15 protein-coding genes are annotated in these 15,754 nt (G+C 62.6%); 6 read left to right on the top strand and 9 right to left on the bottom strand.

Going from position 1 to position 15,754, the window contains the following annotated elements; all coding sequences use genetic code 11:
- Nucleotides 1-7 precede the first annotated feature (7 nt).
- From NKJ67_RS11945 to NKJ67_RS11915, 7 genes are read right to left on the bottom strand one after another with little or no spacing between them, the layout of a single operon-like run.
- Nucleotides 8-613: a cytochrome c oxidase subunit 3 gene (locus NKJ67_RS11945; RefSeq protein ID WP_127331648.1), complete on the bottom strand. Its 606-nt coding sequence runs from the start codon at nucleotides 611-613 to the stop codon at nucleotides 8-10.
- Complete coding sequence (ctaD, locus tag NKJ67_RS11940; RefSeq protein ID WP_127331650.1) at nucleotides 610-2,580, bottom strand: cytochrome c oxidase subunit I; 1,971 nt, start codon at nucleotides 2,578-2,580, stop codon at nucleotides 610-612. The genes NKJ67_RS11945 and ctaD overlap by 4 nt, the downstream gene beginning before the upstream one ends.
- Nucleotides 2,577-3,569, bottom strand: coding sequence for a cytochrome c oxidase subunit II (gene coxB / locus NKJ67_RS11935; RefSeq protein WP_352581426.1), 993 nt, complete (start codon nucleotides 3,567-3,569; stop codon nucleotides 2,577-2,579). The genes ctaD and coxB overlap by 4 nt, the downstream gene beginning before the upstream one ends.
- A 14-nt stretch (nucleotides 3,570-3,583) precedes the next feature.
- Nucleotides 3,584-4,117, bottom strand: coding sequence for a c-type cytochrome (locus NKJ67_RS11930; protein WP_127296112.1), 534 nt, complete (start codon nucleotides 4,115-4,117; stop codon nucleotides 3,584-3,586).
- The gene (locus NKJ67_RS11925; RefSeq protein ID WP_352581425.1) at nucleotides 4,114-4,983 is read right to left on the bottom strand and encodes a substrate-binding domain-containing protein; all 870 of its coding nucleotides are present in this window, start codon (nucleotides 4,981-4,983) and stop codon (nucleotides 4,114-4,116) included. The genes NKJ67_RS11930 and NKJ67_RS11925 overlap by 4 nt, the downstream gene beginning before the upstream one ends.
- Nucleotides 4,964-6,844, bottom strand: coding sequence for a methanol/ethanol family PQQ-dependent dehydrogenase (locus NKJ67_RS11920; RefSeq protein ID WP_352581424.1), 1,881 nt, complete (start codon nucleotides 6,842-6,844; stop codon nucleotides 4,964-4,966). Before NKJ67_RS11920 ends, NKJ67_RS11925 begins: the two co-directional genes overlap by 20 nt.
- Complete coding sequence (locus NKJ67_RS11915; RefSeq protein WP_352581423.1) at nucleotides 6,841-7,545, bottom strand: heme-binding protein; 705 nt, start codon at nucleotides 7,543-7,545, stop codon at nucleotides 6,841-6,843. The genes NKJ67_RS11920 and NKJ67_RS11915 overlap by 4 nt, the downstream gene beginning before the upstream one ends.
- A gap of 821 nt (nucleotides 7,546-8,366) precedes the next feature.
- Between NKJ67_RS11915 and NKJ67_RS11910 the strand changes: the two genes are divergently transcribed.
- Complete coding sequence (locus tag NKJ67_RS11910; RefSeq protein WP_352581490.1) at nucleotides 8,367-9,359, top strand: LacI family DNA-binding transcriptional regulator; 993 nt, start codon at nucleotides 8,367-8,369, stop codon at nucleotides 9,357-9,359.
- Nucleotides 9,360-9,397: 38 nt separating this feature from the next.
- A complete protein-coding gene (locus tag NKJ67_RS11905) occupies nucleotides 9,398-9,811 on the top strand; it encodes a GlcG/HbpS family heme-binding protein (RefSeq protein WP_268931180.1) in 414 nt (137 codons plus the stop codon).
- Nucleotides 9,812-9,852: 41 nt separating this feature from the next.
- Here the strand turns inward: NKJ67_RS11905 and NKJ67_RS11900 are convergent, their stop codons facing one another.
- Entirely contained in the window at nucleotides 9,853-10,884 is a 1,032-nt protein-coding gene (locus NKJ67_RS11900) for an L-idonate 5-dehydrogenase (RefSeq protein WP_352581422.1), read from the bottom strand.
- 14 nt (nucleotides 10,885-10,898) lie between these two features.
- Entirely contained in the window at nucleotides 10,899-11,834 is a 936-nt protein-coding gene (locus NKJ67_RS11895) for a 2-hydroxyacid dehydrogenase (protein ID WP_352581421.1), read from the bottom strand.
- Nucleotides 11,835-11,963: 129 nt separating this feature from the next.
- Here NKJ67_RS11895 and NKJ67_RS11890 point away from each other — a divergent pair, with 129 nt between their 5' ends.
- The 4 genes from NKJ67_RS11890 (at nucleotide 11,964) to NKJ67_RS11875 (ending at nucleotide 15,738) form a co-directional block, all read left to right on the top strand.
- Nucleotides 11,964-12,731: an SDR family oxidoreductase gene (locus NKJ67_RS11890; RefSeq protein WP_127268550.1), complete on the top strand. Its 768-nt coding sequence runs from the start codon at nucleotides 11,964-11,966 to the stop codon at nucleotides 12,729-12,731.
- On the top strand, nucleotides 12,700-13,275 hold the full coding sequence (locus tag NKJ67_RS11885) for a gluconokinase (protein ID WP_352581420.1): 576 nt from the start codon (nucleotides 12,700-12,702) through the stop codon (nucleotides 13,273-13,275). The genes NKJ67_RS11890 and NKJ67_RS11885 overlap by 32 nt, the downstream gene beginning before the upstream one ends.
- A gap of 1 nt (nucleotide 13,276) precedes the next feature.
- Nucleotides 13,277-14,161 carry an NAD(P)-dependent oxidoreductase gene (locus tag NKJ67_RS11880; RefSeq protein WP_352581419.1) on the top strand — a complete coding sequence of 295 codons (885 nt, stop codon included), beginning with the start codon at nucleotides 13,277-13,279 and terminating at the stop codon, nucleotides 14,159-14,161.
- A gap of 80 nt (nucleotides 14,162-14,241) precedes the next feature.
- On the top strand, nucleotides 14,242-15,738 hold the full coding sequence (locus NKJ67_RS11875; RefSeq protein ID WP_352581418.1) for a sugar ABC transporter ATP-binding protein: 1,497 nt from the start codon (nucleotides 14,242-14,244) through the stop codon (nucleotides 15,736-15,738).
- Nucleotides 15,739-15,754: the final 16 nt, after the last annotated feature.

Here is a 15,754-nt window from a genome sequence, read left to right as displayed (position 1 = left end):
TCGCATCTCAGCCTAGCCTCGGCGCCCAATAGATGAGCACGTAGATCGGGATCCAGGTCAGGACCACGAAATCCCAGTAGAAGACATTGTCGCCGACATCGCCGAAGCGCCGGCCGCTATAGCCGTGGCGCGTGAACATCAGCACTGTCAGCACGATGGTGTCGCCGACATCGGTTATGAGGTGCGTGGTGTGCAGGCCAAGCAGCACCCAGAGCATCGATCCATAGGCGTTGGTGTCCCAATAGATGTTGAGGGCGGGGAATTCGAACCAGCGCACGACGAGCGGAGCGATGCCGAGCAGCGACATGACCACCAGGCCGATCCGCACCGGAACCATGGAGCATTGCTTGGCGTGGCGGTGGAGGACGTGGTTGGGCACAAGGCTGACGACAAACAAAATCGTCACGATCGTTCCGGGCCAATGGTTCGGCTGCGGTGCGCTAAGCCGCCATGCTGGCCACGACAGCGCAAGGTAGAGATATGCGCCCGCTGCCAGCGCAAAACCCGTACCTTCCAACGCCATGAAGCCGAGCGTGCCCCACCAGGTGGGGCTGCGCGGACCGTGCCCGAAGGTCGGCAGGCCAGAAAGATCGGCGGCGGCGCGCTGCTTCATTCCTGGTCCTCCGGATGGCCCTTGGGCCAGAACCAACCGATCAACGTGATGGCGATCGGCGCGGCGCCCCAGACGATCGCCCAGGGCGTGAAGATCGAATAGAGAAAGGTGCCGCCGACGGCTAGCGCCGCAAAAAGCGGCCAGATCGAAGGGGCGGCCGATTTCTCGCGAATATCGGGATAAGCTTCGGCCACGGTCGAGATGAGGAGTTCGCGCGCATCGATGCGGAGCCCGGTCGCTACAGGTAGCGCCTCCCGCTCGGCCCAGAGCGGCTCGATATGGGTGACGATGGGAATGCGTGCGAAATTATAGCTCGGCGGCGGCGAGGATGTTGCCCACTCCAAGGTTCCTGCGTCCCACGGATTGTTGCCGGCCGAGGTGCCTTTCAACGCGCCATGCACAAGATTGAAGGTGAACAGGACAAAGCTCAGGAAGAAGAGTAGCGCCCCTGCCGAGATGAAAAGGTTGATGTTGCCCCAGCCAAGCTCGGCCGGATAGGTATAGACCCTTCGTGGCATGCCCCATAGGCCGACGAGATGCATCGGGAAAAAGGCCGCATTGAACCCGATGAAGGCCAGCCAGAAATGCCACCGCCCGAGGCGTTCGCTCATCATGCGGCCGGTGATCTTCGGGAACCAGAAATAAGTCGCGCCAAGCAGCGGGAACACCGAGCCGCCGATCAGCACGTAATGGAAATGCGCGACGACGAAATAGGTGTCGTGCACCTGAAGATCCAGTGGCACAGAGGCGAGCATGACACCGGTCAGCCCGCCGATGACGAAGATGAAGAAGAAGCCGAAGACGAACAGCAATGGCGTCCGGATCACCGGCCGGCCGTCCCAAAGTGTTGCAAGCCAGCAGAAGATCTGCACGCCGTTTGGAATGGCGATCAGCATGCTGGATGCGGTGAAGAAACTGGCGCCGAGCTTAGGCAATCCCGTGGCGAACATGTGGTGAACCCAGAGCCCGAACGACAGGAAGCCGACTGCGATCAGCGACAGGACCAGCCCGAGATGACCGAATGTCGGTCGCCTGGCGAAAACAGGAATGATCGCGGACACCATGCCCGTCGCCGGCAGGAAGATGATGTAAACCTCCGGATGACCGAAGAACCAGAAGAGATGTTGGAACAGCAGAGCATCCCCACCTTCCGCCGGGTTGAAGATGTGCGTGCCGACCAGGCGGTCAAGGATCAGGAAAGTCGAGGTGATCATCACCGCCGGCATCGCGAAGACGACGACGAAGGAAGTGACCAGCATCGCCCAGACATAGAGTGGGATCTTGTCCAGCGACATGCCGGGGGCACGCTGTTTGAAGACAGTGACGATGGTCGCAACAGCGACGGCCAATGACGACACTTCGGTATAGGTGATCATCTGCGCCCAGACATCGGCGCGCTTGCCCGGTGCGAATTCGGGGCCGGACAGCGGCACGTAAGCGAACCAGCCCACATCAGGAGCCATGTTGAGGGCGAAGGACACCCAGGCGAAAGCGCCGCCCGAGACGTAGATCCAATAGCTGAACGCGTTCAGACGCGGAAACGCGATGTTGCGGGTGCCGACCATCAGCGGCACCAGGTAGATTCCGGTCGCCTGCACGATGGGCACGGCGAACAGAAACATCATCGTAACGCCATGCATGGTGAACAGCTGGTTGTAGAGGTCGGGCCCGATCAGGCCGCGTTGAGGTCCCGAAAGCTGGATACGCATGGCAACAGCGTTGAGACCGCCAAGACCAAGGAAGACGAAAGCGGTGATCAAATAGCGTCGTGCGATCACCTTGTGATCGACGCTCGAGAGCGCTCCGACGATGCCGGACGGCGTCCGCCAGGTGCGCTCGAGCCAGCGATGCAGGCTGGCATCATCCATGCCGGTATCGCGGGGGCCGTCACGTTCGGGAGCAAGGTCGCCCTTGGCGGGGTCTGGTTCCGGGATGTGGCGGTCGCCTGTGACATCGGCGCTGCTCATTTCAGCCCCTCGAGATAAGCGACGATTGCGTTGAGCTCGTCGCCGTTGAGATCTGCCACTGGCATGTGGGAACCCGGCTTGATGCCTTGCGGGTCGGCTATCCAGGCGGCGAGATTGCCGCGGCTCATCGTCAGCGTTCCGGCCGCCAATGTTTTCCGGCTGGCGATGTGGGTGAGGTCGGGAGCCACCGTTCCGCCGGCCGGCGTTCCCCCGATCCTATGGCACATCACGCAGGGGCGTTTGAGGAACAGGTCCGCGCCGGCCTTGGCTTCGCCGCTCGCCGGCGCGCCGGCCGGCTGCAACTGGTCGTTCAGCCACGCATCGAATTTCGGGCGCGGCTCGGCGATGATGAAGGTGCCCATATTGGCGTGCTGCGCACCGCAGAATTCAGCGCATTGACCGCGGTAGACGCCCGGCTTGTCCGCCTTGATATCCAGCACGTTCATGTGGCCGGGGATAAGATCGAGTTTGCCGGCCAAGCTTGGGATCCAGAAGGAATGGATCACATCGGTCGAGGTCAATAGCAGCCGCACCGGCTCGCCGGCAGGGATATGGATCTCGTTTACCGTCGTCAGGATGCGGCGCGGCGTAGCATCCTCGTAGCGCCACTCCCACCCCCACTGGTGCCCGGTCACCCTGATTGTCAGCACAGCCTCCGAGCCGATCGCAGCCAGCGTCCTGTTGGCGAAAAAGCTTAGCAGCGTCAGTCCGATCAGGATGATGGCGGTCAGTCCGACGGCGGACGCGACCACGCGCATCTTGCGGCGTTCGGCCGCTTCGTCGAGTAAGAGGGGTTCATCGCCGGGACGCGATCGCATAACCAGCGGTGCTGCGAGCGCGATCATCACCAGCACCCACACAACCGCGCAAAGCGCGGTGAAGAACCAGATCAGCCAAGCCAACTCGTCGGCTGCGGGGCCTTTCGGATCCAGCGCCGACTGCCAGCCTGCGCATCCCTGCAGAAGCAGGAGACAGAGAGCGAAGGTCATCGAAGCCGGGCGCCTCACGGTGATTTGCCCAGTGTCGCGGCATCCGGCAGGCGGTTTTCCGAGGGATGCACCATCATGCCGTCATTGCGTTGCGGCGCGGCGGAGGAGGGCGCGTTGCCGCCCAGTGCACGCACATATGCCGCCAGCTCCCATATCTGGTCATCGGGTATCTTCTGGCCGAAGCTCGGCATCCCGTTCGGCCTGCCGTCGCGGATCGTGGCGTGGATGCTTTCGATCGAGCTGCCGTAGAGCCACTTCTCGTCCATGAGCGCCGGGCCCATGCCGCCACCGCCATTGGCATGGCAGCCCGAGCAGTTGAACCAGCTGAACAGGCGTTTGCCCTCGCTCATGTGGAAGGCGTTGGCCTCGAAGCTCGCCGCCTTGTTATCGGTGGGGGAGGGTCGCTGTCCGCCCGGCTCCAACGTGGTCACGGGCGTCGGCTGCTCACCTGAGCCGAGCGCCGATTGCGGTCGCGTGTCGCGCTCCTCGCGCTGGCAGGCGACCAGGGCCAGCGTCAAGGGCAGTAACATCGCCAGAGCCTGCCTCATCGCGCCGGACTCCCGGCCATGTCCAGACGCGGTACGCCGTATTGCGCCAGAACCGCGTCGATCTCGGCCTTGTGTCTGGCAAGCGCGCTATTCACATCGCCACGCAGCGCATCGTCCTCGCGCCGAACACCCATTGAGATGTCGTACATTAGCGGCAGTTGCGGTCCGTCGATGCGAGGCGTGACCGGCGTGATCCGGAGCGACACCTTTTGCCGCTGGGCGAAATAGCCGGCGAGCGGACCCCAAACCACGGCAAGATCGATCTCGCCGTTCGCAACAGCTTCGACGATGCGCGCCGGAGGGTTGGGAGCGGAGTAGTCGCCATAGACGGGGTAGCCGACGAGGTGCCCGACGATGCCGCGGCGGCCAAGCGCCTGGACTGGCGGCGAGTTGGCGCCATCGTCGCCGATGAGCTGAACACCGATACGCAATTCTTGCAACCGCGGGTCGTTGAAGGAGGCCACGTCCGGGCCGTCCTGGCGGGTTACAAAGACATAAGACGAACGGTAGTAAGGCGTGGTCGTGCGCAGCATTTCGAGATTGGCAGGCGTGCCGGGCACGAGATCGCAAAGGCCTGCCTTCAGCGTGTTGCGGATGAAGCCACGGCGCTGCGCCCACCAAGTATACGTCAGCTTGGCGCCGAGATCAGTGGCGATGATTTCCGCGATCCTGTTCTCGAAGCCTTGACCGGCCGCGTTGGAAAACGGCATGTTGTTCGGGTCGGCGCACACTCTCAACTCACGTGGACTGGCAATAGCCGGCAAGAGCAACAAGGCGAGCCCGGCCATGCCGATCGCCACCCGTTGGAACGCCTTTCGCGCCGGACGTACGGTCAAGTCCGATCCATCAAGGCAGCCGGAACACATAAAGCGTGCCTCCCGCCGTGGTAGCGTTCTTTAGATCCTTCATCGCGTTGACGAAGCCAAGTGCCGCGGTGGCATCGCGTGGGTCGAGGTCGCCGGAAACGATGGCACCGGCCCAGCCACCGACGCCTGACAGAATTGCGACATATTGGTGCCCATCGGGGCCGCGATAGGTTATCGGCTGGCCGATGATGCCGGACGATGTCTTGAATTGCCAAAGGAGGTCGCCAGTCCTGGCGCTGACCGCCTTGAACCAGCCTTCCATGGTGCCGTAAAAGACGACATCGCCGGCAGTGACGACGGTGCCGCTCCACACCGGAAAGTTCTCCTTCAGGACCCAGGCCGGCTTGGCGGCGGCAACATCCCAGGCGGTGAAGGCACCACGATTGCCGCCCGGCCCGGGGATCATGCGTACGTTCATGCCGACATAGGGCGTGCCTGCGATGTAGTTTACCTCGACGCCTTCTTCATCCATGCAGAGATTGTTGTGGGGGATGTAGAGCAGGCCGGTCCTCGGCGAAAAGGCCGATGGCTGCCAGTCCTTGAGGCCGGACGCTGTCGGGCAAATGTCTCGCACCACCTTGCCGGTGCCGGTTCTCTTGTCGGGGTTTGCAATCAGGCGGCCGGTCTTCAGGTCGACGCCCTTGCTGGAATTGACCGGGCCATAGGCTGTGGCCGACAGCACCTCGCCAGTGGTCCGATCGAGGATATAGAGGTAGCCGTTGCGTTCCGGTCGGACGAGGACCTTGCGCGGCTTGCCTTGCCAGGTCATGTCCAGAAGGATCTGCTCGTTGATCCCGTCATAGTCATGGAGGTCATGCGGGCTCCACTGATAGAACCACTTCGCCGCTCCGGTATCGGGATCACGCGCGAAAATACCGGACGTCCATTTGTTGTCGCCGGGCCGCAAATCCGGATTCCACGGTCCTGGATTGCCTGTGCCGTGGAAGATCAAGTTCAAGTCCGGATCGTAGGAGATCCAGCCCCACATATTGCCGCCGCCGATCTTCCAGGCTTCCGGCGGCCATGTCGTCACGCCAAGGTCCTTGCCCTTGTCCATGTCATAGTGGGGCTTGAAGTCCGGGCCGATCAGCACATCCTTGTCGGGTCCAGTGCCATAAGCCGTCCAGACAATATGCCCGTCTCCGGCATCCAGCGCCTTGACCCAGCCCCGGACGCCCATTTCGCCGCCGGAATTGCCGACCAAAACTTTGCCCTTCACCACCAGCGGAGCCATGGTGATGGTCTCGCCGATGTTAATGTTGCCGATATGAGCGTTCCAGATCGGTTTGCCTGTGTTGGCGTCGAGGGCGATCGTGTGGCCGTCCAGCGTGTTGAAGAAGATGCGCCCGTCGGCGAAGGCCGCGCCGCGGTTGACGACATCGCAGCAGGCCACCCCTTGTGCCGCCGGCTCGGGGTTGGGCTCGTACTTCCACTTCATCGGCGCGCCGGGCCTGGAAAGGTCGAGCGCGTAGACGATGTTGGGAAAGGGCGTGACGATGTACATGATGTTGCCGACAACCAGCGGCGCTGCTTCCTGGCCCTTGTTCACGCCGGTGGAGAAGGTGAAGGCGACCTGCAGGTTCTTGACGTTGCCTTCGTTGATCTCGGTCAGGTCGCTGAAGCGGGTCGACGCGTAGTTCTTGGCCGACATTGTCCATTGCCCGTCATCGGGTGGCGCGGCGGCGGCGGGCGGCGCAATAGCCGCCGCCGATGGCGGCTCCGAGGCACCGCTCAGGAATGGGCCGCATGCCAGCAGCATCACCGAGAGTATGCAGGTGCGAAAAGAATTCTCGGTCGCCGATGCGCGGGCGCCTCGTCCTTCGTTAACGCGCGCCTGTGCCGGGTGCAGCATGCCTTTCATTTGTGGATCGAGCCTCCCACGCCGGCGCCGAGCTCCGCCGCGATGTCAGCCTCGGTGCCGGCACAAAGCGGATGGCCCCAGCCCGAGGCGCTTTTGCCGCCGGGATCGAGATCGTAGACGATGGCGTCCTTGCGATTGGGATTGACCCCGGCGGGAACCTTGTCGAGGCCGAGCGCCGCGCGAACACGCCAGGCGACGTTGTGATCGGCGCATGAGGAATCTCCGGAGACCCCAATCCCTCCAACGATGCTCTTGCCGTCATAGAGGGCAAGCCCGCCGCCAAACACAACCACGCCTCCGATCGGCTTGCCGACGAGGGGATCGCTGGCGCTTCCGAACGTTTTGGGATCGCCCGCATAGGCTGCGGCCTGGTTAACCGGATTGGTCTCCTGCAAGCCGAAAAGCGGCCCGCCCGGCTGCGCCCCGGCGTAGAGATTGGCTGTCGATAGGGCCATCTGCGCCAGACTGAGCCCATTGGCTGTATTGGCCTTCTCTGCCGCGGCGAGGCGGCTCCCTGGCCATTGCGAATCTGCGGTGGGACCGCTGAAAGCGATCGCGCACACCGCGCCGTCGCGGGCAACGACAGCGGCCCATTCGTTGGTCTCAAAGCCTCCGTTGGCAGGTCCACCGCTTGCTTTCACATTGGCCTTGAGGGCGGCGAGCAGCTTATCGTGGTCCGCCGGGCAGGGCGCCTGTGCCATGGCTTGGCCCTGTGGGGACAGGCCCCCCGCCAACACCAGGCCAAAGGCTGATAAGAAAAGCTGACAGCGGTACATTGTCCTGCCCATTCGTCGAGCATCAAAGAATCATGGAGCACTCTGTCAGACTGGAGAATGCGAGAAAGAATCCGTGATCCAATGCCGTCGGTGTCTAACTTGGGCGATGCAGGTATGTTCCTGCTTTTGGAAAAAAATGCACAGTTCCCGTCCGGTGAATGGCAAGGTTGCCGTCTGTCCCGCCGGCGGTCGGCTCATCGCACCTAGTGAGCACTTGGCATTATCAGAGAAGCGGAGCGGTCGCGGGACCATACGGACGATCTACCCGGCAATGAGGGGTTAGCGTAGTCCGGAGTGCTTCGGCGTAGTTTTTCGCAGAAAAACCAACGGTTTGCGGTTCATCTCATTCACAATCGGACCCACATCATCAACTGAAGTCTTCGATTGCCTAAGTCGCTGATTTCTTTGGCCTCGTGCAAATCTGGGTGTAAGGGCAGCAGATCCATCTGACGGTGCTTTTGAGGGTAATTTTCGTACGCGACTCAACGTTCGAGAAAAGAACCGTCACCCAGTGCTCATGACAATACCTAGACACATATGGTCGTTGTCTTGTTCAGATGGTATCGATAACATGTCCTTCGCGTGGGGTTTGATTCCAAGGGGTGGCTCATGATCGATGCAGGACGCCGCAGAGACCTTGTGACCGAACGTCTAGCGCTTCCCTTGGGCAGGCCTCAGCCGGCCGGTGGAGCGGCATGATGACCAAGGCTGCCTCATCTAGGCACCTCGAAAGCCATGCGCCAACTATGGTTGACGTGGCGCTGCGGGCAGGTGTGTCCACCATGACTGTTTCACGCGCCCTGAAAGAGGGCAGCCGGGTTTCCAAGGCGACGCGGGAAAAGATCATGGCTGCGGTCAACGAGCTTGGTTACGTGCTCGACCAGTCAGCCGGTACCCTGTCCTCGCGCAAGACTGGATTTGTTGCTGCAATGGTTCCATCGCTCAACAATTCCAACTTCGCCGACACGGCGCGCGGTATTACGGATGAACTGGAGAGCACGGGACTCCAGCTTCTTCTCGGCTACACCGACTACACGGTCGAGAAGGAGGAAAAGCTGATCGAAGCGATGCTCCGCCGACGGCCGGAAGGCATCATAGTGACTGGAGGAGCCCATACGGAGCGCGCCCGCCGCCTTCTTGATAACGCGGGCATCCCGGTAGTCGAAACCTGGGAGTTGCCGTCGAAACCCATCGATCAGGTGGTCGGGTTCTCCAACGAAGAGGCGATGGGGCTTCTCGTCAAAACGCTGGCCAGGAAAGGCTATCGAAAATTCGGCTACATCGGTGGCACGACCTCGCGCGACACGCGCGGCAGCCAGCGGCGCGAAGGCTTTGTCCGAGCCATCGAGGAACTCGGCCTGCCGACCGGCCGGCTTGTCTCCTTCGGCGTGCCACCGATCTCCATCGAACAAGGTGGCCAGGCGGTTGTGAGCATGCTGGAACGCTGGCCGGACACCGAGGCCGTGCTCTGCGTTTCCGATCTCTCGGCCTTTGGCGCGCTGATGGAATGCAAGCGTCGTGGAATGCGGGTCCCGCAGGACATCGCCATTGCCGGCTTTGGCGACTATGAGGTTGCCGCCTTCTGCCATCCCGGCATCACAACCGTGAACGTGGACTGCTATGGCATCGGACAACAAGCTGCCCGCAGGCTTATCCAGATCATCCGCGGCGGCGAAAAGAAGCACGAACAGGAAATCATCCTGACCGGCTATCGCGTCGTCGAGCGCGAAAGCACCTGAACTCCTTCAGCAAATTCCAAAACAGTAAAGGCATAGCGATGTTTCGAAAGACCATCAGCCTCACGCATGACGGCGCGTTGAAAGCCGTGGCTGCCGGAGCCGCACGCGCCGTCACGATAGGGGTGCCGCAATGTCTTGTGGTTGTCGATGCAAGCGGCGAGACCATCGCCAGCCTGCGTATGGACGGCGCACGGTTCCTGAGCCTGCACACGGCGCGGGCAAAGGCGCGCACGGCGGCGTCGATCAACGCCGCCACCGGCGGCATGGCGCCCGAAGCAGCAACCTTGGCTGGGATCGCCTCACAGGGCGGCGTGACCAATTTGCCTGGCGGCCTGCCGATCCGCTTCGATGGCCGCCTGGCGGGCGCCATCGGTGTCGGTTCGGGAACCGGCGAGCAGGATTTCGACGTGGCACGCGCCGCACTGGCGGCGATCGGCGCCGACGCGATTTAAAGGCGATGTGTTGATGCGCTTCCAGCGCATCCGAAGGATCTTCAGAACGCGATCTGGACCTTCATCGACCTGTTGCGGTCACCAGCGATCTCGAAAGCGGTAACCGCCTCGTCGAGCGGATAGATGCCTGATAGCAGCGGTTTGACATCCACCCGGCGGTGGTTGATCAGGTCGACGGCGAGCGCGAATTCCTCGTGAAAACGGAAGCTGCCGCGCATCTCGATCTCTTTGGCGACGATCAGGTTCTGCGGGAGAGACACGTCGCCGCCAAGGCCGAGCTGCATCAGCACGCCGCGCGGCTTCAGCACGTCGAGTCCGGCCCGTACCGCGCGCTCGTTGCCGGAGCATTCGAACATCACGTCGAAACTGCCCTTTTCGATGTTATAGGCAGCGAGCTTGTCGGCGTCGGTGGCGACATTGATGGTGCGGTCAGCGCCGATCTCCCGAGCCTTTTCCAGCACGGCATCCATGACGTCGGTGACGACGATTTCGCGCGCGCCGTGGGCTCTGGCTGCCAGGATGCAAAGCGCGCCGATCGGCCCGCAGCCGGTGACCAGAACGCGTTTGCCGAGCAGCGAGCCGGCGCGGTTCATGGCATGCAGCGTAACCGCAAAAGGCTCGGCGAAAGCGGCCTCGTTGATGGAGATATGGTCGGCGATTTTATGACATTGCCACGCCTCCGCGATCAGGCGCTGGCGGAACGCCCCTTGTATATGGGGCATCGGCATGGCGCTGCCATAGAAGCGCATGTTGAGGCATTGGTTCTGAATGCCTTGCAGGCAGTAGCGGCAGGCGTTGCAGCGTCGGCTGGGCGAGATCGCGACGCGGTTGCCGACAGCGAGTGTGGAAACGCCGCCGCCCATGGCTTTGACTGTGCCGGCAACCTCGTGGCCAAGGATCATGGGCTCGCGAAGACGGATCGCACCGAAGCCGCCATGGTTATAATAATGCAGGTCCGAACCGCAGATGCCACCGGCTTCGACCGCGATCTCGACCTGTCCGGCGCCAAGGGAGCCCGGATCGGTCTCCTCGATCCGCAGGTCTTTTGCCGCGTGGATGACGATCGACTTCATGATGGGATCCTCTCTCAGACGACCGGTGTCAGCAAGGTCTGTCCGCCGAAATGGGCCGCGAGATTGTCGCGAACGAGCTGACCCATGGCCTTGCGGGTCTCCACCGTGCCGCTGGCGTGGTGCGGTTGCAGCACGACATTGGAAAGCTTCAGGAAGCGCTCGTCGATCGTTGGCTCGTTCCAGAACACGTCTAGCCCAGCGCCCTTTATGGCACTGGATTCCAGGGCCGCGAGCAACGCGGTCTCGTCAACCGTGCTGCCGCGCGAAATATTTATGACGATGCCGTCAGGCCCGAGTGCAGCCAGAACATCCGCATCGATGATGTGCTTCGTGCTGTCGCCGCCAGCGAGCGTCACAATCATGAATTCACTCTGTCGCGCCAGTTCGACCAGATCGCCAACGAATGCGTAGGGCAAGTCATCGCGCTTACGCACGTCGAAATAGGCGACAGCGCAGTCAAAGGCTGCGGCGCGCCTGGCCACCGCCGCGCCGACGCGGCCCATGCCGACAATGCCCAGCCTTTTCCCGCAAACGCGCGTCACCAGGGGCATGTTGGCCTTGCGCCAGCTGCCACCGCGGACGTAGGCGTCGGCCTGCGGGATCTTGCGCGCCACTGCCAGCAGCAGCCCGATGCCGATATCGGCCACGTCCTCGGTCAGCACGTCAGGCGTGTTGGTGACGCGGATGCCGTTTGCCCTGGCGTAAGCAAGGTCGATGGCGTCGGTGCCGACGCCATAGCAGGAGACGATTTCAAGCTTCGGCAGTTTCGCCATCAGCGCCGCACTTGCCCCAAGCTCGCCGCGCGTTGCGATGCCACGAATCGCGCCAGCTTGGCTTGCGATAAGCGCGTCCTTGTCCTCCGCCTGCCAGAGCTTGTGAACGCGATATCTCGCCTCGAGGTCTCCCATGTCCCAATCCGGATAGGGGCCGGTCATCAATATATCGGTCATGGCGTCGTCTCCTCAGCAAGTTCATTTTTCCCATTGACTATGTTATCGATAACATTCATGTCAATAGGCACTGGCGGCGGCGCGGTGGAAATCGTATCCGCTTCAGGGGACAGTCCTCAGGAGGAGCGCATGAGCAGTTCGTTGTTCGATTTGACCGGCATGCGGGCGCTGGTCACCGGCTCGGGTCAGGGGATCGGCCTGGCGCTGGCAGAGGGGCTGGCGCAGCACGGCGCCGAAATCGTGCTGAACGGGCGCAACGCTGAAAAAGTCGCGGCCGCTGCCGATGCGCTGGTGGCCCGGGGATACAAGGCTCGCGTGGCGGTCTTCGACGTGACCGATCACGCTGCGGTCGTCAAAGGCGTCGCCGAGATCGAGGCGACGATCGGCGCCATCGACATTTTGATCAACAATGCCGGCATGCAGTTTCGTATGCCGCTCGAGGACTTCCCTGCGGACAAATGGGACGAGCTGCTGCGCACCAACATCTCCAGCGTGTTTTTCGTCGGGCAGGCGGTGGCGCGGTACATGATTGCGCGTAAGTGCGGCAAGATCATCAACATCGCCTCGGTACAAAGCGAGTTGGCCCGCACGAACATCGCGCCCTATACCGCCACGAAGGGAGCGGTGCGCAATCTGACACGCGGCATGTGCGCCGACTGGGCCAAGCATGGCCTGCAGATCAATTCCATCGCGCCGGGCTATTTCAAGACGCCGCTCAACCAGGCGCTGGTCGACAATCCCGAATTTTCGACATGGCTGACCAACCGAACGCCGGCCGGACGCTGGGGCGATGTCGGCGAACTGATCGGCGCGGCAGTCTTCCTGGCCGGACCGGCCTCATCCTTTGTCAACGGACACACGCTCTATGTCGATGGCGGCATCACGACCTGTCTTTGAGCCCGCACTCATCGTCGTGATGGGTGTCAGCGGCTGCGGCAAGACCAGAATCGGAGTCGAGATTGCGGAGCGGCTCGGCCTCCCCTTCATCGAAGGCGACACGCTGCATCCGCCCGGCAATGTCGAAAAGATGTCGGCCGGCATCCCGCTCGCCGATAACGATCGCTGGCCGTGGCTGGATCTGGTGGGTGCAGCCTTGCGCCAGGCGAACGAGGAGGGCGGTGGGCTTGTCGTAAGCTGCTCAGCGCTGAAGGAATCCTACCGTGATCGGCTTCGCCATGCGGTGGGCGGGTCGGCGGTTTTCATATTCTTGGAGGGGTCGCGCGCGCTGCTGCAAGCCAGACTCGCCGAGCGTAGCGGCCATTTCTTTCCGCCGGCGCTGCTCGATAGCCAATTCGCTGCGCTGGAAAATCCGGATGGTGAGAAGCTAGTGGTCACCGTGGATATCAACGCTCCGGTCTACAGCATAGTCGACGCGGCTTTGGAGGGGCTGGGCACTCTCAGTGTCGCACCCGCTGCCGGGACAAAGAGAGAGGCACGTTGACATGACAGAAGCAGCACAAATCACCGTTGTCGGCGCCGGCATCATGGGGTCGGCGATAGCCACCCGCCTGATCGAGGCAAAGCTGGCGGTCACCGTGTTCGATCTGGACAAGGCCAAGGTCGCCGCCCTGGTCGCGAAGGGCGCTGTCGCCGCCGCGTCGATTGCCGAGGCGACGCGCGCCAGCGACTTCGTCATCCTCAGCCTCAACCATGCCGACATCGTGCGTGCCGTGGTGTTTGGCGATAGCGGTGTCGCGGCGGCGGCGTCGCCCGAAAAACTGCTGATCGACATGTCGTCGATCGACCCGGCCGACACCGCTGAGATGGCGAAGAAGCTCTCTGCCGAGACCGGCATGAAATGGCTCGACTGTCCGCTGTCGGGCGGCGTTCCCGGTGCGCTCGCCGGCCGGCTGACCGTCATGGCGGGCGGCGAGGCGGCAGACTTCGAACACGCGCGCACGGTGATGCAGCATCTCTGCGCCAACTACACGCTGATGGGGCCGAGCGGGGCAGGGCAGACGACCAAGCTGATCAACCAGCTGTTCTGCGCGGTGCTGTTCCAGGCCGTCGCCGAGGCGGTGAAACTCGCCGAAGCCGGCGGCGTCGATCCCAAGGCCATCCCGGCGGCGCTGAAGGGCGGCAGGGCCGATTCCAGCATCATGCAGGAGTTCATGGCAAAGTTTGCCGCTCGCGATTTTTCAGCCACCGGACGCATCGACAACATGCTGAAGGACCTCGATTCGCTGCAGGCCTTTGCGCTGAAGACCAAGACGCCGATGCCGATGACCGGGCAGGTGGTCGAGATCCATCGCCTGCTCTGCGCGGCCGGGCTGGGGTCTAAGGATTCGGCTGAAATGATGCGCCTGCTCGACGGCAAGACCAGCTGAGCGGCGAGCCCTGGACTTTGTCGCTTGACGCTCAGAAATGTTATCGATAACATCATTTGGCGATCTTGGGAGGAACGCTTGTGTCTGAGGAAAAATTGATCGAGTTCAAGTCGATTACCAAGGAGTTCGGCGGCACCCGCGCGCTCTCCGACGTGTCGCTCGATCTGCACAAGGGCGAGATCCTGGCATTGCTCGGCGAGAACGGCGCCGGTAAGTCGACGCTGATCAAGACGCTTGCCGGCATCTACCGTCCCGATGGCGGCAGCATCCTGTTTCGCGGCGAGCCTTATCATCATCGCCCGCCGCGGCCGAACCAGCGCCAATCCGTCGCCTTCATTCACCAGGATCTCGGCCTGATCGAGTGGATGACGGTCGGCGAAAATGTCGGCCTCGCGCAGGGATTTTCGCTGCGCTCCGGTCTCATCGACTGGCGCTCCACCGAAAAGCGGGCGCACGAGGCGCTGAAGCTTGTCGGCTGCGATTTCGATCCGACGACGCGCGTCCAGGATCTAACGCGTACCGAAAAATCGCTGGTCGCCATCGCCCGCGCTCTGGCCACCGAGGCCGATGTTCTGGTGCTCGATGAGCCGACCGCCAGTCTCCCGGCCGACGAGGTCGATCGCCTGTTCGACGCCATCCGCCCGCTCAAGCAGCGCGGTGTCGGCATGATCTATGTCTCGCATCGCCTCGACGAGATTTTCCGCATCGCCGACCGCGTTGCCGTGCTGCGCGACGGCAGGCTGGTTGGCCAGAAGAAGGTCGCCGAGACCAAGCCGGACGAGCTGGTCGAGATGATCGTCGGCCGTCCGGTAAGCCAGGTTTTCAGCAAGGCTGAGACGCAGGCCGGCGAGACGGTGTGCGCTGTTCGCGACCTGGTCTGCGCCGGCGCCGGTCCGGTGTCGTTCGACGTGCGCAAGGGAGAGCTGCTCGGTCTGGTCGGATTGCGCGGCGCCGGACAGGAATTGGTCGGCCGCACGCTGTTCGGCTGCCAGGCCTTTTCCGGTTCGGTGACGATCAATGGCGCTACGCCCGATCTATCGAGCCCGATCGCGGCGATGGCGGCCGGCGTCGGCCTAATCGCCCGCGACCGGACGGAGGAATCCATCGCGGCCTCCTTGTCGATCCGCGAGAACAGTTTTCTCAATCCCGGTGCCGGCAAGCGCGGCCTGTTCTCATTCCTGGCGCCTCACAAGGAGGCTGCGCTGGCGCAAGTGATCGGCGGCTCGGTCGGGCTGCGCCCCAACGATCCGAACCTGCCCATCGAAGCGCTTTCGGGCGGAAACCAGCAAAAGGTGGTCGTCGGGCGCTGGCTCCACACCGGCCGCACATTGCTGATCGCCGAGGACCCCACTGCCGGCGTCGATGTCGGCGCCAAGGCCGAGATCTACCGGCTGATCGGCCGCGCGCTTGAAGCCGGCCTCGCTGTGGTCGTGGTGTCGACCGATTTCGAGGAGATCGCCCATATCTGCCACCGCGCCTTGGTGTTTTCGCGCGGACAGATCGTGCGCGAACTCACCGGCAACGACCTGACCACATCCGCCGTGATCATTGCGGCATCGGCTTCCGAAGCCGCCTGAACTTTCTGGGAGCGAA

It is taken from the genome of Mesorhizobium sp. M0088, from assembly GCF_040322895.1.
Lineage (GTDB): Bacteria > Pseudomonadota > Alphaproteobacteria > Rhizobiales > Rhizobiaceae > Mesorhizobium.
The sequence above is the reverse complement of the archived record's forward strand: the minus strand, read 5'-3'. Positions and strand labels throughout refer to the sequence as shown.

Coding starts and splice junctions, on each gene's coding strand:
- NKJ67_RS11945 (WP_127331648.1), bottom strand. CDS start 613: ATGAAGCAGCGCGCCGCCGCCGATCTTTCTGGCCTGCCGACCTTCGGG.
- ctaD (WP_127331650.1), bottom strand. CDS start 2,580: ATGAGCAGCGCCGATGTCACAGGCGACCGCCACATCCCGGAACCAGAC.
- coxB (WP_352581426.1), bottom strand. CDS start 3,569: ATGACCTTCGCTCTCTGTCTCCTGCTTCTGCAGGGATGCGCAGGCTGG.
- NKJ67_RS11930 (WP_127296112.1), bottom strand. CDS start 4,117: ATGAGGCAGGCTCTGGCGATGTTACTGCCCTTGACGCTGGCCCTGGTC.
- NKJ67_RS11925 (WP_352581425.1), bottom strand. CDS start 4,983: ATGTGTTCCGGCTGCCTTGATGGATCGGACTTGACCGTACGTCCGGCG.
- NKJ67_RS11920 (WP_352581424.1), bottom strand. CDS start 6,844: ATGAAAGGCATGCTGCACCCGGCACAGGCGCGCGTTAACGAAGGACGA.
- NKJ67_RS11915 (WP_352581423.1), bottom strand. CDS start 7,545: ATGGCACAGGCGCCCTGCCCGGCGGACCACGATAAGCTGCTCGCCGCC.
- NKJ67_RS11910 (WP_352581490.1), top strand. CDS start 8,367: ATGGTTGACGTGGCGCTGCGGGCAGGTGTGTCCACCATGACTGTTTCA.
- NKJ67_RS11905 (WP_268931180.1), top strand. CDS start 9,398: ATGTTTCGAAAGACCATCAGCCTCACGCATGACGGCGCGTTGAAAGCC.
- NKJ67_RS11900 (WP_352581422.1), bottom strand. CDS start 10,884: ATGAAGTCGATCGTCATCCACGCGGCAAAAGACCTGCGGATCGAGGAG.
- NKJ67_RS11895 (WP_352581421.1), bottom strand. CDS start 11,834: ATGACCGATATATTGATGACCGGCCCCTATCCGGATTGGGACATGGGA.
- NKJ67_RS11890 (WP_127268550.1), top strand. CDS start 11,964: ATGAGCAGTTCGTTGTTCGATTTGACCGGCATGCGGGCGCTGGTCACC.
- NKJ67_RS11885 (WP_352581420.1), top strand. CDS start 12,700: ATGTCGATGGCGGCATCACGACCTGTCTTTGAGCCCGCACTCATCGTC.
- NKJ67_RS11880 (WP_352581419.1), top strand. CDS start 13,277: ATGACAGAAGCAGCACAAATCACCGTTGTCGGCGCCGGCATCATGGGG.